A 14,791-nucleotide genomic window follows, 5' to 3' on the forward strand; every position below is an offset into this window, starting at 1 on the left:
TCGCGGGGGAAAAGGATTGTAGAACTACACACAGCTTAAATTGTAGCTGTAATAAATGCCCTCTACGCAGGTTCGGGATAGGATACTCTTTATTCCGATTTCGTGACACATGGATCAGGTGGCAGGACAACATTTTACTGTTTGTAAACAATGTAGTCAGTAACCAAAGGATCAAGTCCGTGTTGCTTAAATTCCGTTGCAATTTGTGCCCTGTGATAGGTGGAATGGTTAATTACGTGAAAAAATATGTCCCTGGCACGGTTACTAAATGGTTGTCCTTTGCTGTTTAAGTAATTGATAGTCTCGTTTAAGTCAATCGTGTCAAGTATTTGCAAAGTCTGTTCGTAGTTTGTTTGGTCAATGTTTTTTAAGTGCTCAATTGCGTGAAGTTCCCAAACACCGAAAGTCGTTTGTTTTGGTTCAATTCTGTTATTCCAGATTTGATGAGCGTTCAAAATATGATTAAACAGTTTCACAGCTTTTTCAGACGTCTTATCCGGATTGTCCGTAAAAACGTCAGACAGTTTTTGATTAAAATGATGGCTATATTCAAATAGTTCTTTAAATAAATCTTTCATTCATCTATGTTTTTGTTTATTTAATCGTTTTCGCTTTACCCCGCGGCTACGTTTGGATGAGTGATTTAATTTTTAAAGTTAATTACGGGCACAAGCATTAAATGAAATTATTCATTTGATAGTTACCATAACGGTTAAACATACACGAAATGTATAATAAGGAAGCACAAGCAAGATGCTTACGCCATTGCAACCTGGCGCTAAGTGGGAATTTAGGTACATAGGATACCTTTTTAGCGGCTGGTGTTCTTAGATTTTGTTCCATTCCCAAATTCCGTATTTTAGTTCGTCTGTAAGTTTGAAACCACACAGTTTTAAAGTTAGCAAAATATTTCCTCGATGATGTGCCTCGTGATGGATAAAATAACCTAATAATGGAACAAGTCCACGTTTATTGCCTTTTACATTTCCGCCGTTTTCAATTCCTCTTTTCAACACTTCTGCTACTAAGTCGGCAGAAAGGGTATGACAATCTTTAAGCATAGCAATAGTTTTGGTGTCCTCAGCTTTTATGGTTGTCAAATCTTTTACAAGTTCTTTGTTAAGTTTTTCGAGTTTCCAGAATCTAACATTGTAAATATGAGCCAACTGATAACCAACATTACCACCACCACGGTTTGATGTTGATAATGTCAGGGATTCTTCTGTTAAATTATCCAATAATTTTAAATTAGTTCTGTGATTGATAAACCAGGTTTCTAAAACCTGTTGCTCAATTGCGTTCATTAATTTTTTTCGATTAAGGTTTTGATATTATGCAGTAAAGTAGTCATCACAAGCTTTTTTCGTTTGAAATAACCGCTACCGTTTGTATTTATGTATTACACGATACTCCAATTTTATACAAATCATTAATTTCATTTAATATTTGTTTTGTTTTTCCAATTGTCGGGGCGCGCCAATGCAACTACCAGTCTAAAGTAAAACTTTTAATGAGCTCATCCAAAACGTTTGGATGAGTGATTTAATTTTTAAAATTCACTACGGGTACAGGCATTAAATGAAATTATTCATTTGATAGCTAAACAATCTACACCGATACGGGGTTACTTCGTTCACCCCACAACGTTAGTCCCCACGAAAAACTAATTTATGAAGATAGTACCAATGCCCGATAATGAAAGCCTGCCTTAAGCTGCTACTGATAGCTGGTGCATCCCATAACGTTTGTTCAGAGTGACCCCCTTTAATGTTATACAGCAAATTTTTTACGATAGTCAAGTGGCGATAAGTCAGTAAATTTTTTGAATACCTTTCTAAACGCATCAATATCATTGTAGCCTGTTTCGTAAATAATTTCGTTTACGGTCTTTCGTCCGGTCTCCAGGCGTTTTTTTGCGAACTCAACCTTCACTCTTTGTATGTATTCCACCACTGAGTTGCTCGTGTTGTTTTTAAATCTTCGTTCAAACGTCCTTCGTCCAATGCTGAACTTGTCGCAGATTCCATCAACCGTAAAGGTTGCTGTCGGGTTGTTTTCTATAAATTCCTGGGCTTTCAAAACCACTTCGTCTCCGTGTTGCTTTTGCCCTATAAAAATCACAAACGGATTTTGACTTTTTCTTTCAATATCAATTTCAAACATTTTTGATGCAAGTACTGATATTTCCCTGCCGAGGTGTTTCTCAAAAATGTAGAGCAGCAGGTTCAAATACGAAAACCCGCCACCACAAGTATAAATTCCTTTTTCATCAGTAATAATCGTATCGTCAGTAATTTTTATGCCGGGGAACATCTTTTTAAACTCGTTTTTTACAGCCCAGTGCACAGCACACTTTTTATCGTTCAACAGTCCCGTTGATGCAAGAAAAAATGAACCAACACAGAGGCACACAATCTCGGCGTTGTTGTGGTATTGATGTTTTATCCAGTCAATGTATTTTTTATTTTTTGAAATTGCCTTTGCAAAATCGCCGCATAATAAGGGAATCACTATTACATCTGTTTTTACAATTTCATTTATATTCTTATCAGCATGAATATGGTAAAGCCCGTTGTTGAGTTTTGTTTTCTTTTGTGTGCCCACTAATTCCACAGTGTAGAATGGTGGTTTGCCCTGGTATTTCATAAAGTCGTTGACCCGTGAGAAAAGTTGATAACTGCTGTCAATGCTCGAAAGTGTTGCATCGTATAGCGGCAGGATGGATACATGTTTCATATGGCAAATGTAAAGCAGTATGTTGTCGCAATCAACGGGTAATATTGTCGTATCCGCCGGATGTTACTGTTGGATTGCACAGGTAGCTTTGCATGAAAACAATTCGTAATTCTAAAAAACAAAAAAATGAAATCAGTAGAAATTATTATGCTTCCTGTAAAGGATAGACAAAAAGCAAAAGAGTTTTATTTGAAACTCGGTTTTGAAATCGTTGTGGAAGCACCAGACCAACACGGTGAAACATGGATACAAATGCGCCTGCCCGGTAGCGACACGAGCTTGTCTCTTGCCGGTTTTCAAGGTATTATTTGCGAAACAGATAATATAGAAAAAGAATCGAAAGATTTAGAGGCAAAAGGCATCCACGTGGAGAAAATTGATGATACGCCCTGGGGAAAGTTTGCGTGGCTGAAAGACCTGGATGGTAACAGTCTGTGCCTTCATCAAAAATAGTAAATGTTAGTATTGTTTTTGGTCGGCAGCTTCATGCTGTTAACGGCAGGTGCATTGACTGGGAATTGATAGCTTTCGGCCCGGCAATTTGGTGGTATTTGAAAATCGGTAGCCGCTCCACCATATTGCCGGGCCGTTTGTTGTGTGTATTTACGGTACGTTAGTATTGAATAAATATCCTACTAAAGCCGTTAGCCCCATGGCCACGGTTCCCCAAAATGTAATTCTAAGAATTGCTTTTCCCACGCTTGACCCGCCGGTTTTTGCTGCCACTACCCCTAAGATTATTAGAAAGAAAAGTGCAAACCCGTACAGCGTATACTCCATGTGTTTTAAAGGCAGAAACAGTGTTACTAAAAGCGGCAATATTCCTCCTACAGAAAAAGATGCACCCGACGCAAATGCAGCTTGAATTGGTTTAGCCTGGCTAATTTCGTTTATTCCTAATTCATCCCGGGTATGCGATCCTAATGCATCATGTATGGTTAATTCCTTTGCCACTGTTAAAGCGGTGGCTTTCTGCAAGCCTCTTTTCTCATAAATTTCTGCTAACCGTTGTAATTCTATTTCGGGCATATCCTTCAATTCTTTTTTTTCTCGTTCAATGTCGGCTCTTTCTACATCTGTTTGGGAACTTACCGAAACGTATTCTCCAGCCGCCATCGACAAAGCACCTGCCACCAGCCCTGCTAATGTTGCTAATATAATAGGTGCCCGTCCGTTAGTTGCGGCAGCCACACCAATTGCAAGGCTTGCTGTTGATAGAATTCCGTCATTTGCACCGAGAACTGCTGCCCTGAGCCAATTACTCCTGTGTATGTAATGACTTGCTAAATAATTGTCTAACGATTCAGTTTTTTTAATCATTTTACTGGTTCATTTTAAATTACACGTATCGGTTATCAGTTTGGCTATATGCAGCATTTCGTGGTGCGGCCCGTAACCTTTGCTAAATTTAAAAATAAAAGTCCATTATTGATCCAAAACGTTTGGATGAGTGATTTAATTTTTAAAGTTTATTATGGTACAGGCATTAAATGAAATTATTCATTCGATAGGTACTTAACGGTTAAACATACACGAAATGTATAATAAATAAGCACAAGCGAGACGCTTACGCTATTGCAACCTGGCGCTAAGTGGGAGTTCCCCGAAACTGATTTATTTTAGAAGACTTGTTAGTGGGAAACCCCGCTGAGACAGTAAGAATAACCGCTGCTGACTGCTCTAATGTCCAGCCCCGCTATTGGCAATAACAATGTTGTGCGCTCGTGCTTAATTATGGTCTTTTTCGAAATGATATTTATTTTCAAAATAGTGAAGTAAGCGTATTTGGTTGTCTTTCAGGTTAAGTAACATTTTTTTATGGTTATAAGTTACCCTATAATAAAGTTTTAGCTCATTGAAATACTTATTTAATAAAGCTTTATCATCAGTAAATAAAATGGGGGCTGTAACATCATCGCTATTGAATGAAGTAATCAAATTTCCTTCTTTCGGCTTAAACATCTGATTGTTTGCATTGAAATTTATAAGCATGTCAAAAGTGTTTCTAATATTGTTTTGAGCATCCTGGAATACCGTTAATTGGAAGTCTTGAAAATTGTCGTACTCTTTTTGATACATTATGATACTGTCGGCATCTTCTTTTGGCAAAAGCCGAAAACCTCCTGCATTAAACAATTGATTTAGGGTACGTTCCGTTTTTTTAAACGGTCTGTTTATTGAGGTATTTTTAATTATGTCAAGAAGGCAAGATGCTTCTTTATCATTTTGAGTAATCGTATTGTAGCAACTGGATAGATTATCCAAAGATCGAATTTTGATTTCATCAAAATTTGTATAAAAAGAAATTCTGGCAGTATCTGTTTGCAAATCTTCATAAAACGATTCAATGTATTGCCTTCCTCTTTCTTTTTCCACTTGATGCTCTCTGTAATTTTCTGCGAGAAAGCCAAGAAACACTGCCAGAAAAAGCATGATAAATTCAAGTAAATATTCGCCCCATTCCTTTTTGTGTGTTACATTGTGTGGATGTTTATGTACTTCCATATTTGCATTTTCTTGATTTGAATTAGTAATTTCTCTTTTAGTAGCAGGAGTAACTTCGTCAGATGTATTTTCCGATTGAGTGTTTGCTGAATTATCTAAATGTTCTTCGTTTGTATTGTCTGCCATTTATTTTTGTTGGTTAAGTTAATAAAATGCTCAATCGCACGACAGTCAGGGCTTGCCAAAGTGGGGGAAATTGAAATTCGTCCAGCCGGCTAACTGAAGCTAAATTTATAAATAAAAGTTGATGATTTGCACATAGCTAACTTAATAACGTCAATCTGGATATGAAGCTAAATTGAAAATGAAAAGTTGAAACATAGCTTCCGTTTGCCCCCCATTTTGGCAAGCCCCTTGTTATGCGTTCGTGCTACTTTGTTCACAAAGATGTACTGTTCAATTTTCAACAATGTTTCCTTTTGCTCCTTTTGCTGTAAGCCCTGTTCTGTCTGTAACTTTTCCTTTAGAAATTTGTACGGCTATGCCTTGTTTAGATGTTGCGGAAATATTGGTTAGCGGTGATATAGCGGACTTAATTAAAAAGAAGAAATCCCATTCCGCTGTTAATTTGTATTGCTCACCATTTCTTCAGGCGCAAGTTTCCAATTATTATCAAAGAACCCAGCCATCTCCACACGATTTGCGCCTGATTGCAACATACCTAACCTAAAGATCATAAAGTCAGGGAAACCACTGGCGCCTGCAAAGTATTGGTTTGGGTTTGCCGCATTCATTCCATTGATGCCTGTACCGGCTATTACGCCTATAGAATTTGATGGCAAATTTTTCATCGGCCATACAAAATAGGCTCCAAGGTCATCACCGGTAAAGGTTTTGTCACCTACTTTAATACCACTACGCGTTACCGTTATGGGGCAATCGGCCAGCAGACTTTTCCATGCCGAATTTGAACTGGCATTCCCATAAATAATTACATTTCTTCCGGCGTATTTCTCGATAGAATATTCTTTATCCGGAATAATAGCCACTGCGCCATTACCGCGATAATACCAGGTTTCCGCATCATATGTTGCCTTATTGTAATTCCATTCGTTTTCCTGTTTGTTGCCACTGGTTCCATATACAAAGATCATTTTATGATTAAAGGCTTCTTTAAAAGTTCCATATCGCTGCGGATTCTTTGCATAACTGGAAGGCCTATCCGCAAAAGACCATTGATTATTTTTGTGCAAAAGAAAAATAGTATCATCGTTACTAACCGTTTTATAATGGAGTGAACTATTATCAAGCTCAAAATTCACATCACTCCCGGCGTTGAAATCATTAAGCGCCATTTTTAATAAATGAATATTTTCAGTGGCTCCTGATATATTGTTCTTTAATTTATTTCTTAATAATTGAATATGGCTCAATTCTAAGGGGTGAATTTGTTGCTGAATGGAAACCCAATGATAGTTTGCAGAAATTCCCGGGCTTGCAGTAGTAAAATCTATCGAATTAACTGCAGTATCCACGGGCAATGAGTGCCATTTAAAAAAATCAAAAAGAGGTTTCCAATCAACACTTTGGTTGCCAAACCAATGTTCTCCGCCGGGATATTCATAATAACTAAAATCTGCCTGGAAATCTCCAAGCACTTTTCTCATTTGCCTGGCATATTTTACAGGTACCACCTTGTCTGAATCGCCATGTAAAATATAAACCCCAAAAGCTTTGTAGTTATGAGCCAGCTTAATTACATCACTCTGGTTACCTGCCCGCAGGAGCACTTGTTCTATAAGTGATTTGCTGCTGTCAGGAACAAGGCCATCCGCCGAGCCATACTCTTTTAATGTAGGATAACCCGAGCAAGCACCGATAGCAGCCCATTTATCCGGATAGGTAGCTCCTAAAAACCAGGTTCCATGTCCGCCCATTGAATGACCGGTAAGATAGATATGTTGAGGATCCGGATGAAATTCTTTTTTTGCAATATTTAGTACTTCCAGTGCATCTAATCTTCCCCAATCTTCCCAGTTAAAACCGCGTGGACGCCGATTGGTTGCTGCAACTAAAGTTCCCCAATCTTTAGAATGATAGGCCCTTGCTTGTCCTATCGCCTCAACACCAGCGCCATGAACTGATAAGAACAAAGCAGCATTATCATGAGGAGTTGATTGAGGCGTTACTGCATAATATTGAAGGCTTCCATCTATATCACTGGTAAAGGTTTCGCTATAATGGTCTGAAGGATCTACAGCTTCGATACTTATTATTTTTTGATCGATTACTTTGCCTTTATCAAGCAATGTTAAGTTGCAATTGTATGTATCTTTTTTTGAAACGTCGCCTGCATCAAAATCAAAACTTATCTTTCTTGATGCTAAAGATGGTATGGCGGGCAAAGGAGTAATTAGTTCCCTGCCTTCTATGTTACTTTTTATTTGCAGGTTTTTTAGCTCTTTGCCGGACGTATTTAAAACTACAATGGCACCATGCAGCAAATTATTATTGTGGGTTAAAACTACAAACGGAAGCGTTGCATCTTCAGTATTTATTGAAACCTGTTTCTTTGGAAAAATCAGGCTGGCAGTCGTTTGAAAATAGCCGCGTATGAAGAGTTCATTCAAACCCTTTTTCAGTTGCACCGGAATATATAGCCAGCCCGAACTGTACGGATCGCCTGTATGAAGTTCGCCATTTAAGAACAGGAAACTATTACCCTTTACATGCAACAAGGCGGGTTGTTTTTTATCAGAATTGTAGGTGAGATAAATATAGTCTCCGCCAAAGCGCCGCCTGCGTCTATCAGGCCTCGTTAGTGGCCTTAGCCTGTTGAGACTGTCAGCAACAAGAGGTTGCCAGCTTATGTCTTTTCCATCCTCATCTTTGCCAAAAAACTCACCCTCAACCGGCCTTTTGAGCTCATTGGTATAAAGGCGGTAAGCCAGCTCGTCCGTAACAATAGCTTCACGCCCATAATGAGCAGGCGCACTTATCATTAAGCCTTTTTTAAAATAAATCGTGTCTTGCGAAAATAAATGCGAAGTGGAGAAAACAAGAGCAATTACAAGCGAATATCTAAGTTCTTTCATAGGAAATGATTTAACAATTCGAATTTGTTTTTTAATCACAAATATGAGGCAAACAAATTAAATGACTTTTTCATACCTGTCTCACTTCTCTTCTTTTAAAAGAAATCATTAAGAGAAATAGCTTTTTATCAATCCCGCCCTGGCGAAGGTCTCCTGGCCTGTGCAAGAGCGTCACTTAGCAGTCGCAGGTCGGGCGACCTGCGCCAGTCTGGAAAATAAAATTTCGTCTGTCCGTAGCCGTTGCCAAACCTGCCATCCGCCAGGCTGGTTTATAATTAAAAGTTCATTGCCGCAATTATCTTGTATGTTTCCTCCATATATGGCTTATGGGGTATTTGGCCGAAAGTCCAAAACTCATGATTTCACCTTTACTAAGTCCTTTTGCCGTATTGGAAACAGAATTGCGAGTGTACTCAATATTTTGCTCTATTAAATTTTTAAATCCCGTATAGTAATTAGCGTTTACCGAAATTAATACAGTACGAAGAAGAAGAAATTCAACACCCATACCCGTTTGTAACAGTGGAAACGTGCGCCTGAGGCTTAGCTTAGAATAAACATTATACGAAATTGTGTCATGCACCATTGTCTCGCTGCCGCCCTCGCCGCCATCACCATAGCCATAGTCTGAATTTATGCCTAACACATACCCGATAACGGGCACAAAGTATAGCTTTTGTTTCCGGAGGTTTAATAGTTTAAGTCTTATACCCAATCTTAATGGAATAAGCCAGGCGTTAATTGCATTGCCTTCCGTGTAAGAAGATGTGCCTTTGAAACCTATGCCTTCATCATAATATTTCCTCAGCAATCCTGTTTCCAAAAACACTGTTGAGCTAATATCTTGTCGAATGTTTAAACCAAAATAGCCGGTAATAAGAGGAACTTTCTTTAAAGCCGGGCCGTTATCAATAATGTCATAAACATCATTGTTCGCAGCTCCTTCAATTCCTATATAAGTGTTCTTTTGTGCTACCCCCGTTGTACAGGCAAGACTTAATGCAAGGGTAATGATAGTTAGTTTCAGCATAATGGTACCTTTATCGGTAATTTAAAAGTATGAAATTTATTGCAGCCAACCGCAAAACCTTTAGGCTGCCGGAAAATAAAATTTCGTCTGCCCGTAACCGTTGCCAAACCTGCCATCCGCCAGGCTGGTTTAAATACAAAGAGTTGGGCCGTTGGTCTGGAAACCCAAACGGCGGCTCTCACGAGTGGATGATGTGGGCGTGTGGAAAAGCGGGCAAAAATTGTGAGAAGGGAAAAGGTTTTAAATCTTTTTGCAGCTTTCTCTTTCAAAAGAAAAATAATAAACACTTTCTACCATATTAACTATCTCAGTAGAATTTAGGTACATAGGACACGGTTTTTGTATGCTGTCATTATTCTTCTTTATCGTATTTGTCAAAGTCATGGGAAGTCATTGCGGTGTAATCCATCGTACTTCCCTTTCTCCAAACTTTTGTCGCCCAAATTATACCGGTTAAGAGGCCAATGCTTGCAATAATGATAGCTAGAATAAGTCTAGTTGTGTCAGGCTTTGAAACATAAACACCCAAGCCAATTAAAGCTCCTATTAGAAATGGCGATGCAACTATCCTAATCCATCCAAAAACTTCCAATAAAAAATTGAAGAAGTCCATTTTACTTTTCTTGTTGGTATGGTCGGGATTTGTATCAGTCATGCCTTTTTTGTAGTGTTGTTTTGCCAAAGGTCAAAGTACAATCAGTTTGTCACCATTGTTGTATAATAACACATACGTTTGTGTTATCCCTTAAAGCAAATTCTTTTGCTCCCCATGGTCGAATTGTTATTGTATTCAAGTTTGGATGCAGGAAATGAGGGTGTGTCTGTGAAATCTTACCATAAACATCTTCTATATCGTCGGTATGCAGCCTTATTTCAGGTCTGTCTTTGTCAGCATATTCTTTATTTTGAAATAAGAAAACTGACAACGTATCTTTTTGAACCACACAACATGGATTTTTGGAGTCAAGGTCGTTGTAGCCGATAGTGAATTCCAGGCAATCAACAAAAAGTTTAAGTCCGTCATTTATATCTTCAAAAAAAATATTAGGAACCAGTTTTGTAAACTTCATAGTTTGTTTATTTAAACTTGCTTTTGAACATCGAAGCAGCATTACACCAAACGTTCAGGGCTTGGCGATGTGGCGGCATTTGAAAATCGTCAGCCCGTAACCGCAGCTAAATTTATAAATAAAAGTTCATTGTTTATTCTATTGCTCGGCGTTATTCGTCGGCTGGAACCGAAGCTGATTAGCGAACTGACCCGTCCTGAAAAAAGTTGACAATATATTCGTCGCCCCGCCATATTGCCAACCGCCTGCGGTATGCCGTTATTGGTCAAACTCTTTAAAAAATGAAATCTTTAAATCCTTTTCTATTTTATACCATTGGGTAAAATTGGTTAAAGAGTTGATGCCCTTTACATCTTTCTTGTTTACGCTGCCATATACGGTAACCCAATTCTCATTCCTGTCTGTACTTTTTAAAGAAACAATTGAGCTAATGCTGATTTTCCATTTTGCAAACCTGGAGCGTTCCACTTTTAATTTCTTCAAAATGCTATCCTTTGTTTCCCAGTTATATTTATAGTATGCCCAGTCTGAAAAAAAAGAAGTATCCATTGAATTATTTTCCCATTTATTTAAAAAATTCATTACCACAGTAGAATTGATACTGTCACCCATTGACCATTTATTTGAATAAGCAGCGGTAAATAAATTCTCCCTGTTTTTTATCGCTTTATTTACCTGGTCTTTTATCTCTTTTTCAATACTCTTTATTTTTCCCTCGTCTAGCTCATTAATATGTCCCTCATTTTTTGCCCAGGTAACAAATCCCGGTGATATCTGTTCCATTGCTACCAATATCGCCAGGTCATCGAAGTATTGTTGGCTGTTACGAAGGTTTGCCAGTTGATAGAGGAAAGAGATGCCTGGCTCTGGGAACATTTGAGCAACTCTTTTTTGCAGGCTGGCTTGCCACCAAACATAATTATCGGTTGAGCCCGTAAACATGCCGCCAAAATGTTTATTTGTTGGTGTAAGACTGCCTCCCGCAGATTCTTTATTTGAATCATCTATTTTTGCATCTCCGGATATTTGATATAAGAATGCACCCGCAATATAATTAGCCATAAATTCTGAGTACCACCCAACTTCTTGTTGCACTTCTAATTCAGTCATAATTACATGCCCTAATTCGTGAATGCCAACGTAGGCTATGAGCCGGGTTGATATTTCCCAGGGGCTGATGGTGGTATCTTTATCTTGTTTGATTCCAGCTTGCACCATATTTTCTAATGCACTACCTGAAGCAACCGGCAGGCACATAACAGCTGGTGGGCCAGCTGCCATAAAGGGTAGAAATTGATTATAGATACCCGGCCTTCCCCATTTTTCCATCGCAAACTCGTTAAACTCTTTTGGTCCGAATAAGGTCGCTGAAACCGGAATGTCAATATTCAGATTAGCTTTATAAAAAGCCATAGCCTTTTCTAATATTTTTTGCGTGTAAACAGCTTCTTGTTTATACCCATTCGGATAATATATTTCCACCGTACCAGGCAACTTATTTAATGAGGAAACTGCTTTGTATTTTGTTAGGTCGTCCTGTTGTGCTCTTAAAAAAATGCTTGATAAAAGAAAAGTTGTTAAAAAAAGCAGTTTATAAAAATGAAGGATTCGATGCATAACATCTATTTAAAATTGTCTATTATAAAAGTAATGACTCCAACGCAATTGCATACAACGTTTGTATTTACGCTATTAGACGCAACTCCCATTTTTACAATTGCTTCATTACCAACATTCACCTTCTTCGTTTTTGGTACCTGCCTGCCGGCAGGCAGGTTGTTGTGTTGCGTCAATGCAAATACCAAACTAAAGTAAAGCTTTTATTAAGATCGTCCAAAACGTTTGGATGAGTGATCTAATTTTAAAGTTTATTACGGGTACAAGCATTAAATTTTTAATGGTGCCCATCCAAGAAACGGATGAGGTGGTACCCGCTTCTAGCCACCGTTGGTTTTCCTTCTCTCCAAATTTAAAGCATTACAAACACTAAGAGAGGCCGCCGATGTTGTGTGTTCGTGCTGATGGTTTTGTAGCCCGGCATCACCAACATCAGTTTGAACCCATGCCATCATTATACTGTTCCATCCAATGCGTTTGAAATCCGAACTCATCTTCGCCGATGGCATAAAACTTTGCCGATGAATATTTATAATCTTCCGGATATAAGCATAAGCCTGCTGTTGTAGGGTTGTAATGAACGTATTCAATTTTGCATAAACACTTCCTTTGTCCATAAGTCGATACTTAAAGGATTTCGTTCCCGGAATTGATACTTTCTGTCTTTTGCTCCTACATAAAACCTTTCTAAAACTTTGGGATGATTTTTTTGCAAATCTCTTTGGATAGTCTGCGATACGAACTTCATAAAATTTCTTTAAACAGCATCTCTCTCGTAGCCTTCCTGAATTTGCCACAACAACGGCGGCGTGTATGGCTTTATGCGGGCGGCTACTTTTTCAGGAACGCCAGCGACTGCAGAAAAAAATTCCTATTCTTTCCTGATATCAATAGAACATCGAGGCGTAGCTCTTTGCAAATGACTGCCAGGTATCACTATCTCTTACCTGCCATAGAAATGCTCCAATCAAAAAGACTATAAACACTACCAGGAATGGTTTGTAGTTTTTCTTCTTATAAATATCATAGCCCAGTAAAAAACCAACAATTGCCAGGGCGATCAGATCAGTTACTGTGAGGGCAGTCCCAATGCCAAGGCCAAAACTGTTGATGAGTCCACGGCCAACTCCCGGCCCGATAGCCAATATACCGGTGGCAATCATATACCGCATGTGCGAGGCAGCATCTTTTCGGTAGAGCATAGCCAGTGCCCAAAAAATGGCGAATGAGATAAGGCCTCTTGAATCCAGCACCATGTCTCTCAATATATCATGCTCAGGAACTTTTCCAATTGCCCGCCAGTAGGACCCCTTGCCTATCAGGAACAGGAATATGATAATAAGTGGTCCCAGCACATAAGATACTTTGCCGATAGTTCGGTGAAGTTGTGTCCTTCCTGTTTTAATAAGTAATGGCTGAACGATCAGCAAAACCAACCACGACATCAACAAGGCTCCATGGATGTGGATGATATTTGTTTTGCCTATGAAATTCGGGAATTCGCTGGTATAATTTTTATAAAATCCCCATTGAACTCCAATGATGACAAGAAAGATGAAGATGGAAGTGTTGCGGTAAATTTTCAACATGGCTTGTTTTTATATGTTTACTGAAGATAATAAACTAATCCATATTTAATCGACTTCAAAGCCTCGTCCTGGAAATTTCAGTTATTTTTCCAGCCCCCGTTAGTTTTCCTTGTCTCCAAGTTTAAAGCATTACAAACACACAACAACGGCGGCGTGTATGGCTTTATGCGGGCGGCCACTTTTTCAGGAACACCAGCGACGGCAGAAAAATACCAATGTTGTAAGGATATTCTTCATGCATCATTTCTTGTGCTTTTTAAGATGAACCTGTAAACCAAGTCCAACTTGAACCGTATTATTATTTCCCTCATGCTGCACATATTTTGAAGAAGAATATCCAATTAAAAACTCTAAGCCAACACTTGGATTAAAATATATAACAGGTCCAGCTGCAATAGAAAATGTATTTTTTGTGTATTGTGTAATTGAAAATACTAACGGTTGTCCATCAGGAGCGGAAGAACCACCACCACGTTCTATTCCATATTGATAACTCGCATCTACAAGCAAATTGAACTGTTTTCGCACGCGTAAAAAATAGTACCTTATGAATGGGCCTAAACTATAAGTTGTTTGTTTTGACAAACTGTTTTGACCAATTGTCTTATATCTTGAACTCCCAAAGCCAAGTTTTAAACCAGTAGCAAATTTGTCAACAAGAAAATAACCAATATTTGGCGACAATTGAATATCGGTTACTCTTTGCCCAGCTGCCCCAGTTGTACTATTATAAGTGGTCGAGTTAAAAAGACCTGTTCCCCCTATTAACCAATTGCTTTTAGTGATTTGGGCAGATGAATATAAGATCGAGGAAAAAGTAAAAATAAGAAGTAAAATTTTTTTCATACAGGCAATCGTTTTATAGGTTTTTGAAGTTTAAAGCTATTTTTTACTTCTATGCTTTTTAGAACTTAATGGATAATCTTTTGTTAACTACAATAAGCATTTCAAAGTTGCCTACAACGTCCACGTATTGGCGATGGCTGGGCAATCAATGATTTTCTGCCCGAACAAAAGTACAGTAAACGAACAAATAGTTGAGATTATGATTCATAGCTCAATAGAGAATTTTCAGCCCGAACTACAGTCTAATAGCGAACAAAAAGCTGATGAAATGCACGTCAGCCCCAGCTATTGCCAAGTCTCCATGTAACCTAAAACAACTGTTGAGGCAGTTAAGGAAGTAGTCAAATTAAATTCGCTACAGTA

At 38.4% G+C, this 14,791-nt stretch carries 17 protein-coding genes; 3 read left to right on the forward strand and 14 right to left on the reverse strand.

Annotation, left to right across the window (positions count from 1 at the left end):
* Positions 1-134 precede the first annotated feature (134 nt).
* From FW778_RS20950 to FW778_RS20960, 3 genes are all read right to left on the reverse strand, one after another.
* Positions 135-578 carry a DinB family protein gene (locus tag FW778_RS20950; protein WP_150416847.1) on the reverse strand — a complete coding sequence of 148 codons (444 nt, stop codon included), beginning with the start codon at positions 576-578 and terminating at the stop codon, positions 135-137.
* Positions 579-827: 249 nt separating this feature from the next.
* Positions 828-1,304 carry a DinB family protein gene (locus tag FW778_RS20955; protein WP_150416848.1) on the reverse strand — a complete coding sequence of 159 codons (477 nt, stop codon included), beginning with the start codon at positions 1,302-1,304 and terminating at the stop codon, positions 828-830.
* A gap of 466 nt (positions 1,305-1,770) precedes the next feature.
* Positions 1,771-2,736: a GlxA family transcriptional regulator gene (locus FW778_RS20960; protein ID WP_150416849.1), complete on the reverse strand. Its 966-nt coding sequence runs from the start codon at positions 2,734-2,736 to the stop codon at positions 1,771-1,773.
* 126 nt (positions 2,737-2,862) lie between these two features.
* Here FW778_RS20960 and FW778_RS20965 point away from each other — a divergent pair, with 126 nt between their 5' ends.
* A complete protein-coding gene (locus FW778_RS20965; RefSeq protein WP_150416850.1) occupies positions 2,863-3,189 on the forward strand; it encodes a VOC family protein in 327 nt (108 codons plus the stop codon).
* A gap of 150 nt (positions 3,190-3,339) precedes the next feature.
* Here FW778_RS20965 and FW778_RS20970 read toward each other — a convergent pair whose 3' ends face one another.
* From FW778_RS20970 to FW778_RS20985, 4 genes are all read right to left on the reverse strand, one after another.
* Complete coding sequence (locus FW778_RS20970; protein WP_150416851.1) at positions 3,340-4,056, reverse strand: VIT1/CCC1 transporter family protein; 717 nt, start codon at positions 4,054-4,056, stop codon at positions 3,340-3,342.
* Between the two features lie 408 nt (positions 4,057-4,464).
* Positions 4,465-5,367 carry a hypothetical protein gene (locus tag FW778_RS20975; protein WP_150416852.1) on the reverse strand — a complete coding sequence of 301 codons (903 nt, stop codon included), beginning with the start codon at positions 5,365-5,367 and terminating at the stop codon, positions 4,465-4,467.
* A 437-nt stretch (positions 5,368-5,804) separates the two neighbouring features.
* Positions 5,805-8,276: a carboxylesterase family protein gene (locus FW778_RS20980; RefSeq protein ID WP_150416853.1), complete on the reverse strand. Its 2,472-nt coding sequence runs from the start codon at positions 8,274-8,276 to the stop codon at positions 5,805-5,807.
* Between the two features lie 295 nt (positions 8,277-8,571).
* Complete coding sequence (locus FW778_RS20985; RefSeq protein ID WP_150416854.1) at positions 8,572-9,306, reverse strand: hypothetical protein; 735 nt, start codon at positions 9,304-9,306, stop codon at positions 8,572-8,574.
* A 29-nt stretch (positions 9,307-9,335) separates the two neighbouring features.
* On the opposite strand from FW778_RS20985, the gene FW778_RS20990 reads away from it, so the two are divergent.
* A complete protein-coding gene (locus FW778_RS20990) occupies positions 9,336-9,608 on the forward strand; it encodes a hypothetical protein (RefSeq protein WP_150416855.1) in 273 nt (90 codons plus the stop codon).
* A 50-nt stretch (positions 9,609-9,658) separates the two neighbouring features.
* Here the strand turns inward: FW778_RS20990 and FW778_RS20995 are convergent, their stop codons facing one another.
* From FW778_RS20995 to FW778_RS21005, 3 genes are all read right to left on the reverse strand, one after another.
* Positions 9,659-9,961: a hypothetical protein gene (locus tag FW778_RS20995; protein ID WP_150416856.1), complete on the reverse strand. Its 303-nt coding sequence runs from the start codon at positions 9,959-9,961 to the stop codon at positions 9,659-9,661.
* Positions 9,962-10,010: 49 nt separating this feature from the next.
* Complete coding sequence (locus FW778_RS21000; RefSeq protein ID WP_150416857.1) at positions 10,011-10,376, reverse strand: VOC family protein; 366 nt, start codon at positions 10,374-10,376, stop codon at positions 10,011-10,013.
* A 258-nt stretch (positions 10,377-10,634) separates the two neighbouring features.
* Positions 10,635-11,993 (reverse strand): hypothetical protein, encoded by a 1,359-nt coding sequence (locus tag FW778_RS21005; RefSeq protein WP_150416858.1) that lies wholly within the window; start codon positions 11,991-11,993, stop codon positions 10,635-10,637.
* Here FW778_RS21005 and FW778_RS21010 point away from each other — a divergent pair.
* A complete protein-coding gene (locus FW778_RS21010) occupies positions 11,988-12,191 on the forward strand; it encodes a hypothetical protein (protein ID WP_150416859.1) in 204 nt (67 codons plus the stop codon). The genes FW778_RS21005 and FW778_RS21010 overlap by 6 nt on opposite strands.
* A 122-nt stretch (positions 12,192-12,313) precedes the next feature.
* On the opposite strand, the gene FW778_RS21015 is transcribed toward FW778_RS21010, so the two are convergent.
* The 4 genes from FW778_RS21015 to FW778_RS21025 all read right to left on the reverse strand — a co-directional run bounded on the left by FW778_RS21015 (position 12,314) and on the right by FW778_RS21025 (position 14,428).
* Positions 12,314-12,610, reverse strand: a complete 297-nt coding sequence (locus FW778_RS21015) for a hypothetical protein (protein ID WP_150416860.1) — start codon at positions 12,608-12,610, stop codon at positions 12,314-12,316.
* The gene (locus FW778_RS23310; RefSeq protein ID WP_202552412.1) at positions 12,580-12,741 is read right to left on the reverse strand and encodes a hypothetical protein; all 162 of its coding nucleotides are present in this window, start codon (positions 12,739-12,741) and stop codon (positions 12,580-12,582) included. The genes FW778_RS21015 and FW778_RS23310 overlap by 31 nt, the downstream gene beginning before the upstream one ends.
* Positions 12,742-12,880: 139 nt before the next feature.
* Entirely contained in the window at positions 12,881-13,582 is a 702-nt protein-coding gene (locus tag FW778_RS21020) for a hypothetical protein (RefSeq protein WP_150416861.1), read from the reverse strand.
* A gap of 240 nt (positions 13,583-13,822) precedes the next feature.
* Positions 13,823-14,428, reverse strand: coding sequence for an outer membrane beta-barrel protein (locus FW778_RS21025; RefSeq protein WP_150416862.1), 606 nt, complete (start codon positions 14,426-14,428; stop codon positions 13,823-13,825).
* Positions 14,429-14,791 lie beyond the last annotated feature (363 nt).

Origin of the sequence: Ginsengibacter hankyongi, assembly GCF_008710285.1 — a bacterium.
In the GTDB taxonomy this organism is placed as follows: Bacteria; Bacteroidota; Bacteroidia; order Chitinophagales; family Chitinophagaceae; genus Ginsengibacter; species Ginsengibacter hankyongi.

Bases quoted from the DNA above. Each gene is read 5' to 3' on its own strand.
- FW778_RS20985 (WP_150416854.1), bottom strand. From the start codon at position 9,306: ATGCTGAAACTAACTATCATTACCCTTGCATTAAGTCTTGCCTGTACA.
- FW778_RS20960 (WP_150416849.1), bottom strand. From the start codon at position 2,736: ATGAAACATGTATCCATCCTGCCGCTATACGATGCAACACTTTCGAGC.
- FW778_RS21020 (WP_150416861.1), bottom strand. From the start codon at position 13,582: ATGTTGAAAATTTACCGCAACACTTCCATCTTCATCTTTCTTGTCATC.
- FW778_RS20980 (WP_150416853.1), bottom strand. From the start codon at position 8,276: ATGAAAGAACTTAGATATTCGCTTGTAATTGCTCTTGTTTTCTCCACT.
- FW778_RS20970 (WP_150416851.1), bottom strand. From the start codon at position 4,056: ATGATTAAAAAAACTGAATCGTTAGACAATTATTTAGCAAGTCATTAC.
- FW778_RS20965 (WP_150416850.1), top strand. From the start codon at position 2,863: ATGAAATCAGTAGAAATTATTATGCTTCCTGTAAAGGATAGACAAAAA.
- FW778_RS20995 (WP_150416856.1), bottom strand. From the start codon at position 9,961: ATGACTGATACAAATCCCGACCATACCAACAAGAAAAGTAAAATGGAC.
- FW778_RS21025 (WP_150416862.1), bottom strand. From the start codon at position 14,428: ATGAAAAAAATTTTACTTCTTATTTTTACTTTTTCCTCGATCTTATAT.
- FW778_RS20975 (WP_150416852.1), bottom strand. From the start codon at position 5,367: ATGGCAGACAATACAAACGAAGAACATTTAGATAATTCAGCAAACACT.
- FW778_RS23310 (WP_202552412.1), bottom strand. From the start codon at position 12,741: ATGAAGTTCGTATCGCAGACTATCCAAAGAGATTTGCAAAAAAATCAT.
- FW778_RS20950 (WP_150416847.1), bottom strand. From the start codon at position 578: ATGAAAGATTTATTTAAAGAACTATTTGAATATAGCCATCATTTTAAT.
- FW778_RS21000 (WP_150416857.1), bottom strand. From the start codon at position 10,376: ATGAAGTTTACAAAACTGGTTCCTAATATTTTTTTTGAAGATATAAAT.
- FW778_RS20990 (WP_150416855.1), top strand. From the start codon at position 9,336: ATGAAATTTATTGCAGCCAACCGCAAAACCTTTAGGCTGCCGGAAAAT.
- FW778_RS21010 (WP_150416859.1), top strand. From the start codon at position 11,988: ATGCATAACATCTATTTAAAATTGTCTATTATAAAAGTAATGACTCCA.
- FW778_RS20955 (WP_150416848.1), bottom strand. From the start codon at position 1,304: ATGAACGCAATTGAGCAACAGGTTTTAGAAACCTGGTTTATCAATCAC.
- FW778_RS21015 (WP_150416860.1), bottom strand. From the start codon at position 12,610: ATGGACAAAGGAAGTGTTTATGCAAAATTGAATACGTTCATTACAACC.
- FW778_RS21005 (WP_150416858.1), bottom strand. From the start codon at position 11,993: ATGCATCGAATCCTTCATTTTTATAAACTGCTTTTTTTAACAACTTTT.